The following is a 17,842-nucleotide window of genomic DNA, read 5'->3' on the forward strand; positions in this document are numbered from 1 at the left end:
ATCACTCTAATAAGAAAAATAACCTAAATGTGAAATGATTATTCTCATGAAGAGAAAGATAGATCTGTTAAAGGCGATGAAAACCTTTGTGCTGGTATTAGAAAAAGGCAGTTTCAGTGCGGCGTCACGCGAGTTAAATATAGTGGCCTCGGCAATCAGCAGGCAGGTTTCTGATTTGGAAGAGCATTTTTCCTGTCAGCTGTTATATCGCACCACCCGGGCAATGCAGTTAACGGCCGAGGGGCGCTACTACCTGGAACAGTTTAAAGATGTGCTCGCCCGTATGGAGAATCTTGAAGATCTTAGCCACCAGAGGCAGCAAAAAGTGGCGGGCAATATCAGGATTTCTGCTCCCCGTGGCTCAGCGGGTTTAGGTTTTTTAAAAGCCGCCAGTGACTTTATGAAGTTACATCCACAAGTAAAAATCTCCTGGTTGTTTGTCAATCGCTTCGTCAATATGGTGGAAGAAGGCGTAGATCTTGCCATCCGGGTAGGGGAGTTGGCTGATTCGAGCTTTATTGCCCGGCGCTATGGCCAGGTGAAGGTGAATTTTGTCGCCAGTGAGCAGTATTTAAAAAATCGGGGCAGCCCGGGGTATCCGAAAGAGCTGCAACAGCATCAATGCATTGTTGACAGTTCCAACCGCCTGCCCGGGCGCTGGCGCTACCGGGAAGGCGGTAAAGAAGAGCTGGTTGCGGTCCACGCCTTTGTCGAGGCTAATGACGGCGATATCGTTGCCCGCCTGGCGGCAGACGGGCATGGTATTGCCTATCTGCCGAGCTTTTTAACCCAAGACTACCTGGATGCGGGCCAGCTGGTGCCCGTACTGCAAGACTATGCATTTGATGCTGCGCCTGTTTCCCTGGTATATCCGGCGAACCGCCTGATGAACCCCGCCTTAAATGCCCTGGTCAGTTATTTGCTCGAACATAAACCGGTTTAACCGCTTGCGGCAATTTATCTGTGTTGCTGTCTGCTTTATCAGCCCTTTTTACGCCGATATCGCTAAAGATGCTCAACACCACAGGTACGGCTATCAGGGTTATCGCAGTAGCAAATAACTCGCCATAGGCCAGAGAAACCGCAGCAGGGATCAGGTATTGCGCCTGCTCTGAGGTTTCAAACAGCAGCGGCATTAATCCGGCGACCGTGGTGACTGTGGTCAGGAAAATGGCGCGAAAACGGCTGGATCCTGCGGCAATCAGTGCCTCTCTGGCAGGCATGCCCTGCTCAAGCATCTGGTTATAGCGGGTCAGCATCACCAGGGAGTCATTAACCACTATCCCTGCCAGGGCGAGCATACCGAAAAATGACAACAGACTGATTTCGATCCCTGCGATCAGGTGCCCTATGGCGGCACCGGCGAAACCAAAGGGGATCACGCTCATGATCACCAGGGGTTGCCAGTAGCTTTTTAGCGGTACCGCCAATAAGGCGTATATCAATACCAGGGTGAGGATGAGCGCTTTTACCAGGCCCGAGCGGATTTCGCCTTCTTCTTCCAATTCCCCGGCACCGGCTATTTCAATACCGGCAAATTGTTGCTCCAGTTGCTGCTGTACCCCGGATTTAATATGGTTCAACACTTCCATGGCATTGACCTGGCTTTTATCTATATTGGCAGAGATCAGGGTCGAACGTTTGCCGTTACGGCGCCATAGTACTGCCGGGGTATATTTAGACTCCAGCTCTGCCACGGCAATCAGCGGCACCCAGTTCCCATTTGCACTCTGGATACGGCTGAATCTTAAGGCATCGACGGAATTGCGTGCCTGGTCGTCAAATTTAACCTTAACCTTGACTTCATTGCTGCCGCGCTGCAGCCTTTGTACTTCCAGGCCGCCATAGCCGTCGCCTATCTGGCTGGCAACCATAGCTGTGGTGAGGCCAAGCGCCCTGGCGCCGGGTTTTAGCCTGATAAAGATTTCGGCTGCACCGCCTTTTAGATCATCGCGCACGTCATTGACGCCGTTAATGCTCCTTAATGACTGGCTGATTTGCGCCACCGCCTGCTCAAGTTCATCCTGGTAGGGGGAGGAAACACGAATGGCAAAACCGCCGCCGGTTGACTCCGAGCCGGTGAAATTAAGCAGATCTGTGCCTTCGAGCTGGCCGGTTAACGCCCGCCAGCGGTTGACTATTTCCACCGTACCGGCTCCCCGCTGTGCCTCGGGCAGTAGCTCGGCATATATTTCCATCGAGCTGCTGTCGTTAATCGCCGTCATCACCCGGGCGATGGGGGGGAGGGCTAAATCATATTCCGCCATTAATTGCTGGTTAAGCACATCCGCCTGTTGCTCGATAATAGCGGCATTTTTTACCGTCAAGCGATAGGGGCTGCGTTGATCCATTTCCATGGAGACAGTGATCAGGCTGCCGGGAATATCCGGGAAAAATGCGGTTTTAATGCTGCCGTTGCTGATCATGCCGATAGCAAACAGCGCAAAGGTGAAAAAGCCGATCAAAGTGGCATAACGGTAATGCAACAGCTTGGCCAGCAGCGGTTTATATAAGCTGAGGTTGACATAATCCAGCCCTTGGTTGAACCGGTTTTGCAGGCGGTGCCATAACCGGGCAATGATATGTTCGCCACCGTTTTGTACCGACACCTGGGCTAAATGGGCGGGCAGGATAAGTTTGCTTTCCACCAGGGAAAACAGCAGGGCGATAATCACAACACCGGCGAAACTTGCCAGTACCTTGCCCAGGGCATTGTCAATCAGCAGCATGGGATAAAAAGCGGCGATTGTGGTCATCACCCCGAATACCGTGGCGGTAGAGACTTTGGCAACCCCTTGTTGGGTGCCGCGAATGGCGGCCTGGCGGGAGCTGTCTTTGATTTTTTCCCGTTCGCTGTAGACGCTTTCGCCGACGACCACGGCATCGTCTACCAAAATACCCAGTACGATGATCATACCGAAGGTAGTAATATCATTGACTGAATAATCTATAGCATCCAGCCCCATCAGGGCAAAGGTGCCGGCCACGGCCACCGGGATGCCGGCAGCGACCCAGAAGGCGAGTTTGACGTTTAAAAATAACGCCAACAGGATAAAGACCAGCATCAGCCCCTGGATGGCATTGGTTTTTAGCAGGCTTAACCTGTCTGAAATATAGTTGCTCTGGTTGGCCCAGATATCAAGTTTGACATTGGCAGGCAATTCCCGCCTGATTTGGGCAACGACCTTTTTTGCCACTTTGCTTACCGTCAACAAATTGCCTTTACGGTCGATAATCAGCTCCATGCCGATAGCGGGCTGTCCCTGGTAACGTACCTGGCCGTCGCCTTCAACAAAACCGTCTTCTATGGTGGCGATATCTTTTAACAGCAAACGTGAGCCGTCGGGTAAATCTTTGAGCGGCAGCTGGGCATAATCCTGGAAATTAACCGCCAGTTGATCTCCCCTGACGCGGATATTACCTCCCTGGGTACGCAATATCCCGCCGGGATAGAGCAGGGAGTGCTGGTTGATTTTTTCGCCAACCTGGCTCAGGGATAAGCCGAAACGCTGCAACTGGGCGGGAGAGATCTTGATACTGATTTCCCGGTTGCGTTGCCCCCATTGCCTGAGCTTAGTGATCTCGGGCTGGGCCAGCAGTTCGTCTTTTACCCTGCGGCTGATTTTTTGCAGTACATCAATATCTGTCTCGCCGTATACCTGGACAATCAAGGCGGGAAAATCAAATTCGTCCCGGGAGATCAAAGGTTTTTCGGCGAGCTTTGGCAGTGAATGTATGGTGTCTATCCGGGTTTTAATGTCTTCGACAAAACGGTTAAAGTCATAGCCGGACTCTTTTTGTACCTGGACAAAGCCGTATGAGTCACTGGAAAAACTGGCGCTGCGCTTGATGCCGGGCAAACCTTCCAGCGCCTGTTCTATTTTTCTGGAAACCCCGATATCAAACTGTTCCGGGCTTGCCCCCGGATAGGCGACGGAAATTGTCACCGAATTGGGCGCGATTTTCGGAAAGCCTTCGATGCGCAGACCTGAGAAGCTCAGGTAACCGGCAATTAAAATTAATGCCATCAGCAAGTTGGCGGCTACCGGGTTCTTAGTGAACCAGTTGGTTAAAAAATGCATGCCCTACCTCTTGGCCGTTAAAGTGTGATCTTTCTGCTGCACCGGGCTGATATGGCTACCCGGCAGAAAACTCAACAATGGCATCACTGCCACCTGATATAAAACCTGCCCCTTAAGGGTTTCTGCAGCAAAGCGGCTATCGGGTTTACGGATAAAATTAAAACCATCCTTAGTGAAGAGCTGGTTTGCCCGGATGCGCTGCAGCCGGTTGCTTTTGTCCACCAGCCAGAGATAGCCGTCACGGGTGATGGCGCTTTGCGGTACCTTAAGCAGTTGCTCGAAGGTTTTTCCCGGCAACTGCGCTTCCACCATACGCCCGGACACCAGCTCATGGTCTGCCGATGCGGTTAAGATGATGGTGCGCTGGCGGTTTTGCGGATCGATAACCCCGGTGCTGCGGGACAGGGTTGCCTGCCAGCTTAAATCAGATGCCAGAGAATTAAGGCTGGCACTAAGGCCCTGCCAGTTTTCAGGCAAGAGCTGCCATTGCTGCTGGGTTAACGGCACGGGAATATCTAGGATGTCGCTGCGGATCAATTCCGCCAGCGTCTGGCCAACTTCCAGGGTTTCATTGGGGTTGACCGAGCGGCTGATAATGGTGGCGTCAAAAGGGGCGACCACCTGGGTATAGCTGAACTGTTTTTCGGCGGCGGCGACCGCGGCCTGTGCCGCCTGCCATTCATCCTTGGCCACTTTTAACTGCGGCTGGTGTAAGATCAGCTCTGAATCCGGCTTGGTCTTAACCCCGGATAATCTCCAGTTGCTCTTGGCCTGCTTCATCTGCCTTTGGGCTTCGAGCAGGTTAACCCGGGCGTTGGACAACCGGCTTTTGGCCTCGGCCAGTTGTACCCGGTAACTGCTGTTTTCTATGCTCAGCAATAGCTGGCCTTTTTTAACCCGGTTACCGGCTAAAAATTCCGGACTAAGCTCAATCACCTCACCACGGACAAAAGATCGTAGCTGGCTTTGCCACCTGGCCCGGACTTCTCCCAGGGCCGTGATTGTTGCCTGATACGATTGTGGGTTGACACTTATGGTTGAAACTAGCGGTGGTTTTAATGTATCAGGATCTCTGGCGACAGCGCTTTGCTGAGGTTCAAACAGAAACAGCACAGCAAAAACCAGGACCACAAGTGCTACACCCGCCGTCAGCCATTGCCGCCTTTTATTTGCTTTTAACTTTGCGGTACTCATTAATTCATCTCTATCAAGGTTAGGGTTTTGCTTTGCTCTTTTTCGCTGACAATAAAGCTGGCTTCGATAAATTTAAGTTCCTGGTCGAGGGAGGACATACCGGAAAAAGCAAAGGCTTCTTCGGGAATGCCGAGCCAGTCTTCGTCGAGTTGCTGATTATTGTTGGCATCGAAAAAGGCAAACAGGGCATAGCGGCCTGCAGGCAAGCGGGTGAAGGTATGGTTAAGTTCAATGCTGTTCGCGGGCAGCCGGATGACTTTAAAAGGGGGCTGATCTAATTGCCACTGTGCGGCATTTGCCAGCAGGGAGATTTCAACTTCAGCAGTGTTTTTATTGTCTTTAAGCTGGGGAATATTTTTTATGCTAATGCTCAGGTTTACCAATTCTTCTTGCTGAAAAGGTTTGGCAAAGGCGGCAGATGACAATAAAGCGGATAAAGTAATAATACAATAAAGAGAGGTTTTCACGGCAAGCTCCTACCTGGTTTGAGTTGCCGTCATTATCCGGGAAAAAGCCGGGGGGATCGTTAGCAGTTGTGTCTGAGTTTTGTCAGCGATTGTCAGCTAAATAATATAATCCTTTGTTTTTTAATTGTTACCTTCTTCTGAAGAATAAGGAAAGCTCAGCACGAAGCGTGCACCGCCAAGCGCACTGGACTCTACCGCTACTTTGCCGCCGTGGCGCAGCACAATGCTCTCGACTATCGCCAGCCCCAGGCCGTAACCTTTGCCGGTGATATCCGTCTGCTGCTCCTTACCGCTTTCCAGGCGTTTAAAGGGCATGAAGATGTCTTGCCTGTCTTTTGGGGCTATGCCTTTGCCGTCATCATCTATGGCAATGTGACACCAGGGGGGAGCAAGTGTTAATTCCATGTAGATGTGTTTTTGGGCATAACGCTGGGCATTGGTCAACACATTGGTGAGTGCCCGGGTGATATCGCTTTTTGAGCCCGTTAACGGTCTGTTTTGCTTAACCGGGGTTTTCTCAAGCAGTTCGATATGAATGCCGGGGAGTAATTTATTGCGTTTATCCTGTAGGTTCTTTAATAGCACAGAGATATCAATGTCTTCGCTTATAACCGGCTGCGGGGAGCTGTTTAACCTGGCATAAGTGAGCAGTTCATCAATTAACTGCCCCATATCATCTATGTCCTGATCCATGTCAGTTAAATGCTGTTGCAGTGCCTTGATGTCTTTGAGGGAATGGGTCATGTCCAGGGCAAAACGCAGGTTGGCCAGGGGAGCACGTAATTCATGGGCAACGGCGCCGGTCATAATTTCCTGTTGCTTCAGTAATTGTTCTATTTTCCTGGCCATGTTGTTCATGGTGGCGGCAAGTTCATTTAAGGGGTAGGGGGCCCGGGTATCGGCGCGTACCTGCAACTGGCCTTCGCCGATTTTTTGGCTGACAGATACAAGCTGGTTGATATGGCGTGAAACCGGTTTTGCCAGCCAATAAACGGCAAAGGCCAGCATTAACATCAACAGCAGCATAGAAGCGACAAACAGCCAGTCATATTCCGGATTGGTAGCATTTTTGGCGACATAACGCAGCACCTGGTCAGTGCCCGCTACCGGGTAATATAAGGTGGCGTCATCGCTTACTATGCCGGTGCTGATAGTAATGGCAATGCCTTTGCTTTGCAGCTGGGCTTTTTGCTCTGCCGTTAACTTATCCCGGGGGATAAAGGTTAATTGATAGGGATATTTTTGCTGCAAAAGATTAAGCTGGGTTTGCCACTGCTCAACCGGGTATTGCTTTAAGGTGATATTGACCAGGTCATTGACGGCGCGTGAATGCATCCGGTGATCCTGGGCCAAGGTTTGCTGATATTGGCTGTCAAGGAAGATGGAACCTGCCGTTAATGCGGCGACAACTGCCAGTGTTATGCCGATATAAAAGCGGATAAAAAGTTTGATCACGTCAGCTGTTCCGGTTTTGGGTAATAAACAGATAACCTTTGCCGCGCACCGATTTTATATATTTATGGGGAGCTTTAAGGTCATTTAATTGCTTACGCAAACTTGATATCCGCATATCCAGCGACCTGTCCAGGCCGTCATATTCAATGCCGCGCACCGCATAAAATAATTGCGAGCGGCTTAATATCTGCCCGGCGTTTTCCATTAAAACCGCCAGTACGTCGAATTCGGCATCACTGAGGGTAACGGCTTGCTGCCCCTGCATGACTTGCCGGTTTTGTTTATCCAGCATGATATCTTGCACCTTGAGTTGATGCTCAGGCTCCGCTGTAATGTTTTGCTGGCTGCGCCTGAACAGGGCATTGATGCGTGCGAGCAGGACATGGGGGCGGATAGGTTTGGCAATAAAGTCGTCGACGCCAAAATTTAATGCCGAGACTTCCGTTAATTCATCGTCGTTGGCGGTAACCATGATCACTGCACCCCGGTAGCTACGGCGGATCTCTTTGCACACTTCCAGGCCGTTTAACCCCGGAAGATTCATGTCCAAAATCACTAAATCAGGTTTGCTGTCAGTGATCAGAGCGACGGCATTATCTCCCCGGACTTCGTGGCTGACAGCGAAACCTTCACTGGTCAGGAAAGTGCAGATCAGGTTTGCCAGTCTCAGGTCATCTTCAACGAGAATGATATTGGTCTGTGTCATTTCTTGTTTTTAAAAGTTTCTAAAGGCTTAACCATACCGCCCGGAGAGGTGAGAGACAAGTCGCTCCATAACAAAGCTGAGCTTAAATTATCGCCTGTCTATTAGAAATATCTTCGGCGAAAGGGTAGAATTGCCCATCTCAATATTGATGCTTTGCTTTTTGCGGCAGTTTTTCATAACACTATACCTTATGCAGTCCCCCGAATCTTGTTTTACCCCATTTAACCAACCGATAGATGACATTGCTTTACCGCAGCGTTTTACCTTTCCCTTTTATTATGAGCCTCACCCCTTGTGTTTGCTTGCGGCGAAAGAGCTGCAACAGCACCTGGCAACACAAAAGCTGTGGCAGCATAACTTTGGCCTCAATGGCGATCCCGAGATGGTGATCGGCAAAATGTTCGGGGTCTTAGTAGTGGAAAATGCCGATGGGAAGCTGGGCTATTTATCGGCTTTTTCCGGTAAGCTGGCCAATCAAAATTTGTTGCCGGGTTTTGTGCCGCCGGTGTTTGATATGTTGGCTGAAGATAGTTTTTTCCATCAGGGACAGCTAGTGATCAATGATATTAATGATCAGCTGGAACTGCTGGAAGCCAATCCGGCAATTGCCGAACTAAATCTTGCCCTATCCGGTGAGTTACAAGCGGAAAATGATGCCATTGAGCTTTACCGGCAAGAAATGATCGCCGGGCGTAAAAGCAGGAAAGCGCAAAGGACTGAGGCAGCAAATAATCTGAATGAGGCTGACTTTAGCATTTTGCAGGAAAAGCTTAGCCGTGAAAGTGTCAGGGATAAAAACCGTTTAAGAGATTTAAAATTTTATTGGCAAGAAAGAGTCAATCTTATCCGGCAGCAGTTAGCTGTGCTGACGGATGAAATCGGGCAATTAAAAGATAAACGCAAAGTGTTATCTGCGCAGCTGCAGCAAAAATTATTTCAACAGTATCGTTTTTTAAATAAAGACGGGGCTGAGAAAAATCTGGCCGATATGTTCCGTGATACCGCCTACCAGACTCCCCCGGCAGGGGCCGGAGAATGTGCTGCTCCCAAGCTGTTGCAGTATTGCTTTAAATGGCAAATGAAACCTGTAGCCATGGCGGAGTTTTGGTGGGGACAGTCGCCAAAATCAGAGATCAGAAAACATAAAAACTTCTACGGCGCCTGTTTGGGGAAATGCCAGCCGATCCTCGGCCATATGCTGGAAGGTATCGAGATGGATGAAAATCCGCTGCTGAACAATCCTGCGATAGATAAAGCCATAGATATCCTGTTTCAGGATGACGATATGCTGGTGATCAATAAGCCGGCAGACTTGTTGTCGGTACCGGGTAAGAGCATAACCGATTCTGTTTATAGCCGGATGAAACAGCTGTTTCCCGCTGCTACCGGCCCCTTGATTGTTCATCGCCTGGACATGTCTACTTCCGGGCTTATGGTGATTGCCTTAAATAAGCGCGCCCATAAAAACCTGCAAAAACAATTTATTGAGCGCAGTGTGAAAAAGCGTTATCAAGCCCTGTTACAAGGAGAATTAGCACAAGGGGAGCTGCAACAGGAAAGCGGCACCATTAGCTTGCCGCTGCGCACCGATTTTGATGACAGGCCAAGGCAGCTGGTTTGCCAGCAATACGGTAAACCGGCAGAGACTTTCTGGGAGGTGAAAGAGCGGGCGAATAACAGGACCAAGGTTTATCTTTATCCGAAAACCGGTCGTACTCACCAACTGCGGGTACATTGTGCCCACCCTCTGGGATTAAACCTGCCGATTTTAGGGGATGATCTTTATGGCGATAAAGGTGAGCGCTTGCACCTGCATGCGCAGTTGCTGGAGTTGCAGCATCCGAGAAGCAAACAAGTGATGTCTTTTACTGCTGAAGCACAATTCTAATTCCGTTTTTATTTCCCATTCCTGAATTTTTCCATAACACAGGCAGCCGATTTACTGGCTGCCTGATGATGACTTTTTCAATACCTGTTTAACGTTATATTGTTTAGTAAAGCTTTCACCGGCAGGTAACTCCCTGTGCTTGCTCAAAAATTATCCGTACTGACATTAATATGATCTAAGTAAATAAAACTACGAAAAAGATCGTAAAAAATAAAAATAATAATTGATAATCTTATTGAGAATTATTATCATTCGCGCCAATTGAATGGCTAACCCAGAAGTATCAATCAAATCATGTTATTAAAACCCGCTTTTACCGTTAAAATGCTTTCCTTGTCTTTATCGCTGGCCATTGCCGGTGGTTTTTCCGGCGCTGTATCAGCACAGCAAAATATCAACTTTCAGCCCAAGTCGGTCGCTGGCGGTTTATTACAGCTTGCTAAAGAAACCGGCGTGCAGATCTATGTAGCTAAAGATATCCTGGCAAAGACAAAACAGGCGGCAAGTGTCATTAATGCAGCCTCGCCGGTTCTGGCTCTTGAGCAGTTACTGGCTGACAGTGAATTACAGGCACATTGGCTCGACAAGAACCAGCTGGTGATTAAACATAAAGGTGATACGACTCCTGTGGCGAGCCTGGTTAACCCTGAAAATAATATATTGGCAACTGGTCAATTTGAAAGGATCAGCGTTTATGGGCGACATAACCAGTTGATCCTGGATTCGGGCACTGCCACCAAATCGGATATGTCGTTATTGGAAACTCCGGCTGCCATTGTTGTGGTCGATAAACTCTTGCTTGATGAACAGGCAATTTCTACCTTGCAGGAAAGTATCCGTAATATCAGCGGCGTGACGCAAGCGGGTAATAACTATGGTATAGGGGATAATTTAGTTATCCGCGGCTTAGGGGCCAACTACACCTTTGACGGTATGTATGCCGGCGCCAGCTTAGGTAACTCATACAATCCCACCCGCTCTTTAACCAATATTGAAAGTGTTGAGGTACTGAAAGGGCCGGCAACCGGTTTATATGGCATGGGGGCCGCCGGTGGTGTGATCAATATGATAGAGAAAAAACCCAAGGATAAGGAAAGCTATCAGATCGAAACAAGTCTGGGCCAGTGGGACAGCCATGCCTTGATGTTTGATGCCACAGCGCCTATCACCGACAAAACCGCCTATCGCCTGGTGACAAATTATGAGTCCAGCGATGGTTACAGAGGATTAAGCTCTGAGCGAAGTGAAGTTTATGCCACCTTGCGTCATTACTTAAATGAAAATAATGAATTTATTTTTTCATCAGCTTATATCGACGATGAAATTCAGGTGGACTCTGTTGGTCATCCGGTGCGGGTTTTTAATCCCGAGACTACCAATGCAAGCTCAGACACTATTGGTTGGCAGGATTTGGCTAATGACACTGACGCCGACGGTGACGGTATTTTCGGCATTGCCTTAACGCCGGAGCAGCGTCAGCAGCTGGCGGACTCGCTTGTTTCTACTGATGGCCTAGAGCCTTATGATCTGGGTGAGCAAGGTCTGATCTCACCTTTGTCTAAGCCCAATGAGGGAAAAGAACTGCGCTTTAAGTTACAGCATAAGATGGAGATCAATGATGATCTGTCTTTGCACCAGCAATTACTCTACCGTGATTATTCATCGGATTTCGCTCGCCAGACCGGTGCCTATAACTATGTTTACTGGAACCGCAATGGTGAAATCAATGCCGATCCCAGGGCGCCGCTGGTCATAGATGATGTGTTATATCCGTATGCGGCCCGTCGCCAGGAATACCGCCGCACTAAATCCAATGAAAAAACCTGGCAGTATTTTGCAGACCTGACCCATACCTGGTCTTTGGGGGCCATTGACGGCGAGCAGCTGCTAACGGTTAACTATGAAAACCGTGATATGACACTAAAATCCTGGTCGATATACGATGCTGACGGCACCAGCAGTGAAAACGCGCTGCCCTACATTCTTGATATCCGTAACCCTAACTGGGGCACAGGGTCTTTTGAGGACTATGATCCGGTACTTAAGAGTAATTATGATAAGTCGGTTTCCGCCTGGGGCATCAGCTTACAGGAAGTGCTTTATTTTGATGACATGCTGACCGGACGTTTTGGTGTGGCTTATAGCGGCACCGAGCAAAGCTATCAGCATAAAGGCACGGCTCGTACCCCGGAAAAAAGCCAGGAAGCCGATACCGATGATGCCGGCGCCACCTATAACCTGGGGCTGAATTACCGTCTAAATGACCAGGTGGCGACCTTTGTTAACTACTCCAAGGGACGTATGACCTACAGTATCTTAGGCTCGGTTACCGGCGAAGACGATCGCCCCGATTCTGAGTCGACTTCTTTTGATCTTGGTATCCGTTTTACCGCTTTTGACGAAGACTTGCTGGCCTCCCTGGTCTGGTTTCAAACCAAGCGTACTAACCTCAGATATAACAATGAGCAGTATGACGACAACCCTGAAAGCGACAGCTTTAATATCAGTGTGCCGCAATATTTTTACGACAATAACGATACCACCAGCGGCGTTGAGTTTGACCTTAACCTGGCCTTAAATGAGTTATGGTCAATGAACTTTAATGCTACTTATCAGGACGCCTACAGCATTATTAAGCACGAGCGAACCGAACAAACCAAAGGGGTGCCGAAAAGGTATGCCAGCTTATGGACCAGCTATAACCACCAGTTCCCGGTTTTATCTGAGCCGGTGAAATTCAGCCTGGGGGTGACTTATGAAGATGAACGCTCCATCAGTACCGGCTGGTCAGGGTTGCCACATTCAGTGGTTCCCTCTTATGTGTTATGGGATGCGGCGATGAGCTATCAGCTGGAAAAATGGAACATCCAGCTTAATCTGCGCAACCTGGCGGATACCACTTATTACAATAAAGCGTTATTTAACGGTGGCTTACCCGGCGACAGCCGTAATGTAAAATTAAGCGTCAGCTATAACTTCGATTAATTTTTACCAACCATCGCTAGCCAAATGCAGCCAGGCTGCATTTGGCTTTTTGCCGTTAACTTAAGCTTTGTCCCTAAAAACCATGAATCCAGCCTTAAGCCTCAGTGCCCGTTGTTTAGCCGCGATTGTCGGCGGCTATATCGTTGCCGCTTTATCCAGCCTGGCCTTAGTGCCGGTGCAAATGTCTTTATTTGATAACCGACTCGAAGATGCGATTTTAATTGCCACCATGTTCAGTTACCTGGTTTATATTGCCGTGATTATTGACTGCTTTTGTCGCAGCAGCGCATCAAGGGCCTGGCGCAATGTCCTGGTTTACAGCGGTATTTTCCTGACGGTTTGTTACTACGGTGGGGGACTGATATGAAACCGGATTTCAGACGTACTATGATCTGGCTGCATACCTATACCGGCTTGCTGCTGGGCTGGCTTTTGTTTGCCATTTTTTTAACCGGCACCCTGAGTTATTTTAATGATGAAATCAGTCAGTGGATGCAGCCGGAACTTAGTGCGCACCAGCAGCATGAAAACATGATCAATATCTCCCTTGCCCGGTTAAAAGCCCAAGGCACAGACGTTGATAAGTGGCGGATCGATTTACCGGGGCAACGCAATAATCAATGGCGCCTGCAATGGCAAAAAGGCAAAGAACGGCAATCCCTGTACCTGCAGGGGGAAAGCGGCGAGCAAGTCACGCCCAGAGCAACGCAGGGGGGCAACTTTTTCAGGACCTTTCATTATACCCTGGAGCTGAGAAACTACGGCGGGCGTTATATCGCCGGAATAGCCGCCATGTTTATGCTGTTGGCACTCTTTAGCGGTATTTTTACCCACAGGCGTTTTTTCCGTGACTTTTTTACCTTGCGTAAAAAGGCTGTGCTTAAAACCCTGACCGACTTTCATGCCCTGGCAGGCATAGTGACCATACCTTTTTGCCTGATGATTTGTGCCAGTGCCTTAATTATCTACATCGGCCTTTATATGCCCTGGAGCGCACAACATTATCTTGACGGCGGCACGCGTGAGCTTAATCAAAAAGTGACAACATACTTACCTAAGCTGGAGCCGGGCAGCGCTTACCGGGAGCCTATCTCCGATTTTAGCGTGATCGCCGGGCAAGTTGCCAAACTCTGGCCCGAAAATCCGAATATCAACCGTATCACGGTTGAGCAGCCCTTTGCCGCCAATGGCCGTATTATTGTTGAGCGCACCCGTAAATTATCCTTATCGAATAAGTCCGAGGTGCTGGTGTTCTCATCCCATAGCGGCGAGCCGTTAGCGGGTATGCCGCCAGAGCGTATTGCGAGAAAGATCAGGCGGATATTTTATGGCTTGCATGAAGGCCATTTTGCCCAGCCGGGGCTGCGCTGGTTGTTTTTTATCAGCGGATTGCTCTCCAGCGCCCTCATTGCCAGCGGACTGGTGATCTGGCTTTATAAAAGACTGGAAAAAGTAAAACAACGCCATGCCGGCCATTTTATTGTCGAACGCTTGAATATTGCCGGTATCGCCGGACTGCTACTGGCCATTATCGGGTATTTCTATGCCAACCGCTTATTGCCGGTTGATATTGATGAACGTGCGCGTCTGGAGATAGGGGCTTTCTTGTTTATCTGGCTGGTAAGCCTGCAACACAGTCTTTTTCGCCCGGCCAATAAAGCCTGGTTTGAACAGTTATCCCTGGCTTCGCTGGCATGCCTGTTATTGCCGGTGATTGATATAATCCAGGAGCCTTCCAGGCTAATGCGGGCGATTGAACAGCACAACCTTATCTATCTTGGCTTTGAGCTTGCTTTGCTGGTCACAGGTTTATTGTTGTATAAAACCGTTAAAGCCTTACTTGTTAAGCCAAAGCAGGTTAAACAAAAGCAGGTTAAACAAAAGCAGGTTAAACAAAAGCAGGTTAAACAAAAGCAGGGAAAAGAAGATAAGAAGGTAACATTAAAGCATAAGTTAAAGCGTATTAATGCCGGGAGTAAAGCAGATGTTGTTTAGCTTTTTGATACAAGTTATCGCAATCGCCATGCTTGCCCTGGGCATGAACAAGCACTTTAAAAATGTTTTTAATCGCCCTGTTAAACCGCTGCACTCAAAGGGGTTAAAGCTAACGGGCTGGTTGTTGTTGGTTTTTTCATATTATCTGGCGGTTTCAGTACTTGGGGCACCTATGGCGACCGTTTATTGGTTGCTATTGTTGCCGCTCAGTATTTTTTATATGGCGCTGTTGGCGAACTGAGAGTCGGGTGAAAGAATTAGTTCAATATAAAAAGGGCAATAACATACTGCTGTTATTGCCCTTTACCTTCAAGGGAAAACTAATTTAAATTTAAGAGCCGCTTATAAATTACCGGCATCAAGGAAGTCTTCGGTGTGCGGGTCGCCTGAAGTATTGCTGAAGCTGGAAGTATCTTCAGCTGACTGCAATAAGGCTGCGCGGGTATTTAAAAAGGCATCGCCATTGGCTTGCTGCGGATGGCTGGCAAGGTAAAGAGCCGCTGCACCTGCTACGTGAGGAGAAGCCATGGAAGTACCGCTCATGGTGGTGGTACCGCCGCCGACTCTCAGTGACAATACGCTGCCGCCCGGCGCCGCGATAGCTACAGGCGCTGAGTTATTATTGGTCCAGCTGGCGCTTTGGTTGCCCCAGTTAGAGAAGCTGTTCCAGTCATCGCCTTCTTTGGCTGAGCTCACGGTAATAACAGTATCTGAATATCCGGCAGGAGTGTAGTTGGCAGCATTATCGCTGTCGTTACCGGCAGCTACTACCACAACGATACCGGCGTTGCGGGCATTACACAGGGCTTCATGGTAGGCATCATTACCGGTAAAACCGCTATTGGTACAAGAGCCGGTAACGCTGCCGCCACCGCCGATAGACATGTTAATGACTGCAGCTTCTCCGCGGGCCTGCACCTCTGAAGTGACCCAGTCAACGGCGGCAATTGTGCTGGAATTTGGGCATGAACCGCGGCTGGTACAAATTTTTGCGCCATGCAGGGTTACCTCGGTAGCCATACCGACAACATCAATACCGTTATCAATGGCTGCAATGGTACCGCCAACATGGGTGCCGTGACCGTGATCATCGTCCCAGTCGTAAGTGCAGCTTCTGCCTTTACAGTTTTCAAAAGCCATGCTGTTGCCGATATTAGCGGCAAGGTCGGCATGATCCGAGTCCAGTCCGGTATCTAAGACATAAACATGGACCCCTGCACCTTCATTGCTGTTGCTGTCGGCGCCTGTGCGGGCAATGCCCCAGGGCATTACTTGCGGTGATGAGCTGCCGCCGGAGCCCGGTTTAGCATTGATATATTTTTCACCGTCAAATTCTACCGATTCAACATTGGGGTTATTACGTAATGCTTCTAAACGTCCTTCACTTACCGAGGCGGCAAAGCCGAAAAATGCCGAGCCATAGGCGTACTTAACGGCGCCTACTCCCATACCGGCCGCCAGATTTTTTGCCTTGCCTTTATTGTTTTCATGGCCTGCTACCGCATGCTCTGCTTTTAATTTAACAATAACATCGAATTTTGCATCAGGATTACCGGCATAAGCGGCTGTTGTTGTTAATGCCAATAAGGTTGCTGCTGTAATTGATTTTATTCTGAATTGCATGTCCTTTCCTTTTATAGTTCTTATAATTTTTATCGTTTTTATTAGTGAAAGTTTTCTACATCTATTCGTCGTAAAAGACCTATCTACCATGGTGGAAAATAAGAAGGTGGACTAGTAAATAAACGACAATTATTAGACGAAAAACGACAGTTTTTTGAACTTGCTGGATGTGTTTTCTCATTCAGTATCAAGGGGGGAATCATAGGGTTGGTGTTTAATTTTCTTTAATAACAATGGTTTGTGTTTCTTTGTTTTTTGTGTTTTTTCTCTGTGGAAGAAAAATATCAATCATAAAGTGCTTGGGTTGTTTTTACTATTGACTTATCGGTTTGTTGTTTTATTTGTTGGTTTTTGGTTAATGGAATGTGTTGTTTATGGAGTGATTTTCCACAAGATCCTAAGCTCATGCAACATTGCCTTGATCACAGGTTCGTTTATCCGTGCTTTAGCTACGGAAAAATGCAGATCAAGGGTAAAATCCAGTTGCGGTAATAACGTTATTTCCCTTTTTTGTGCATGCAACTGTGCCTGTTCTTTTTCTAAAAAGCTTAAGCCGTGTCCCATTTTGACCAGCTCCAGGCGGGAGCCGTCGTCGCTGCTTTTGACATTGGCGATAACATCTGAGCTTAGCTTTTGTTGCAGGAAGTGATCAAACGGGCAGTTATTACCCATAGTGATCCAGGGTTGTGAGCACAAGGCTGTGACCGGGGCGCTGGCATTTAGTGTTGAGTTTGCTGGGGCTATGGTGGTGATTTGTTGCTGTTTGACTGTAATTGCCGATAAATCTTTCGGTATTTCGCCATAGAGATAGCCGCCATCAAGTGTACCTGCCGATAAGGCGCTGGTGATTTCTCCGCTGCTTTTGCTCTGGATATCTAGCGAGATGCCGGGACAATTCTCCTCCAGGTTGTCCAACAGTTGGTTTATCTGTAAAGGTCCCGGGGGCTGGTTAATGCCTAAACGAAAATTGGCGATTATTTCATTTTGATGTTCGGCCGCCAAATTTACCATTTCCAGGGCGCTATCCAGGGTTTTTTCGGCTTTAGTTAACAGCAGCCGGCCTTTTTCCGTCAGTTGCATGCCTTTACTGGTGCGGGTAAATAGCGCTGTTTTTAACTCCTGCTCCAGAGCCTTGATATGGGCGCTGACTGCCGGCGGTGTCGTGTACAAGTGTTTTGCCGCCAGGGTTAAGTTCCCTGTTTTGGCAACCAGGACAAAAGATCTCAGGTGGTAAAATTCCATGGTGCTTCAAGCCTTATGGCAATGTTATCTGTTTAAGTTAAACTCCCGGGGTATTTTATGGGCTTTATTGAAAAAAGCGTATTCATAATTTCTGAACAGGGCCTTCAGAAAAGATGAATTTATTCTCCTGTTTGCCGTGCCTATAGTACAAGTCGAACTTGTCTTGGGCTGTCATTTGCAGCCTGTACTGAAAACTCACCCAGGA

General features: G+C 48.5%; 13 protein-coding genes. 6 read left to right on the forward strand and 7 right to left on the reverse strand.

Going from position 1 to position 17,842, the window contains the following annotated elements; translation table 11 throughout:
- Positions 1 to 46: 46 nt before the first annotated feature.
- The gene (locus tag QL234_RS03035) at positions 47 to 943 is read left to right on the forward strand and encodes a LysR family transcriptional regulator (RefSeq protein WP_281556371.1); all 897 of its coding nucleotides are present in this window, start codon (positions 47 to 49) and stop codon (positions 941 to 943) included.
- Here QL234_RS03035 and QL234_RS03040 read toward each other — a convergent pair.
- The 5 genes from QL234_RS03040 to QL234_RS03060 all read right to left on the reverse strand — a co-directional run bounded on the left by QL234_RS03040 (position 912) and on the right by QL234_RS03060 (position 7,904).
- On the reverse strand, positions 912 to 4,082 hold the full coding sequence (locus QL234_RS03040; RefSeq protein WP_281556372.1) for an efflux RND transporter permease subunit: 3,171 nt from the start codon (positions 4,080 to 4,082) through the stop codon (positions 912 to 914). The two genes, QL234_RS03035 and QL234_RS03040, sit on opposite strands and share 32 nt — an antisense overlap.
- Positions 4,083 to 4,085: 3 nt before the next feature.
- Entirely contained in the window at positions 4,086 to 5,276 is a 1,191-nt protein-coding gene (locus QL234_RS03045) for an efflux RND transporter periplasmic adaptor subunit (RefSeq protein ID WP_281556373.1), read from the reverse strand.
- Complete coding sequence (locus tag QL234_RS03050; protein WP_281556374.1) at positions 5,276 to 5,743, reverse strand: DUF2141 domain-containing protein; 468 nt, start codon at positions 5,741 to 5,743, stop codon at positions 5,276 to 5,278. The genes QL234_RS03045 and QL234_RS03050 overlap by 1 nt, the downstream gene beginning before the upstream one ends.
- 120 nt (positions 5,744 to 5,863) lie before the next feature.
- A complete protein-coding gene (locus QL234_RS03055; protein ID WP_281556375.1) occupies positions 5,864 to 7,198 on the reverse strand; it encodes an ATP-binding protein in 1,335 nt (444 codons plus the stop codon).
- A 1-nt stretch (position 7,199) separates the two neighbouring features.
- Positions 7,200 to 7,904, reverse strand: a complete 705-nt coding sequence (locus QL234_RS03060) for a response regulator transcription factor (protein WP_281556376.1) — start codon at positions 7,902 to 7,904, stop codon at positions 7,200 to 7,202.
- Positions 7,905 to 8,094: 190 nt separating this feature from the next.
- Between QL234_RS03060 and QL234_RS03065 the strand changes: the two genes are divergently transcribed.
- The 5 genes from QL234_RS03065 (at position 8,095) to QL234_RS03085 (ending at position 15,013) form a co-directional block, all read left to right on the forward strand.
- On the forward strand, positions 8,095 to 9,792 hold the full coding sequence (locus QL234_RS03065; RefSeq protein WP_281556377.1) for an RluA family pseudouridine synthase: 1,698 nt from the start codon (positions 8,095 to 8,097) through the stop codon (positions 9,790 to 9,792).
- Positions 9,793 to 10,086: 294 nt separating this feature from the next.
- Positions 10,087 to 12,777 carry a TonB-dependent receptor gene (locus QL234_RS03070; RefSeq protein WP_281556378.1) on the forward strand — a complete coding sequence of 897 codons (2,691 nt, stop codon included), beginning with the start codon at positions 10,087 to 10,089 and terminating at the stop codon, positions 12,775 to 12,777.
- Between the two features lie 82 nt (positions 12,778 to 12,859).
- The gene (locus QL234_RS03075) at positions 12,860 to 13,144 is read left to right on the forward strand and encodes a hypothetical protein (RefSeq protein ID WP_281556379.1); all 285 of its coding nucleotides are present in this window, start codon (positions 12,860 to 12,862) and stop codon (positions 13,142 to 13,144) included.
- On the forward strand, positions 13,141 to 14,772 hold the full coding sequence (locus tag QL234_RS03080; protein WP_281556380.1) for a PepSY-associated TM helix domain-containing protein: 1,632 nt from the start codon (positions 13,141 to 13,143) through the stop codon (positions 14,770 to 14,772). Before QL234_RS03075 ends, QL234_RS03080 begins: the two co-directional genes overlap by 4 nt.
- Positions 14,762 to 15,013, forward strand: coding sequence for a DUF3325 domain-containing protein (locus QL234_RS03085; RefSeq protein WP_281556381.1), 252 nt, complete (start codon positions 14,762 to 14,764; stop codon positions 15,011 to 15,013). Before QL234_RS03080 ends, QL234_RS03085 begins: the two co-directional genes overlap by 11 nt.
- 101 nt (positions 15,014 to 15,114) lie before the next feature.
- Here QL234_RS03085 and QL234_RS03090 read toward each other — a convergent pair whose 3' ends face one another.
- Complete coding sequence (locus tag QL234_RS03090) at positions 15,115 to 16,395, reverse strand: S8 family serine peptidase (protein WP_281556382.1); 1,281 nt, start codon at positions 16,393 to 16,395, stop codon at positions 15,115 to 15,117.
- Between the two features lie 372 nt (positions 16,396 to 16,767).
- Positions 16,768 to 17,637, reverse strand: a complete 870-nt coding sequence (locus QL234_RS03095) for a LysR family transcriptional regulator (RefSeq protein WP_281556383.1) — start codon at positions 17,635 to 17,637, stop codon at positions 16,768 to 16,770.
- Between the last annotated feature and the right edge of the window lie 205 nt (positions 17,638 to 17,842).

The sequence above is a fragment of the Thalassomonas sp. RHCl1 genome, from assembly GCF_947387555.1.
In the GTDB taxonomy this organism is placed as follows: domain Bacteria; phylum Pseudomonadota; class Gammaproteobacteria; order Enterobacterales; family Alteromonadaceae; genus Thalassomonas.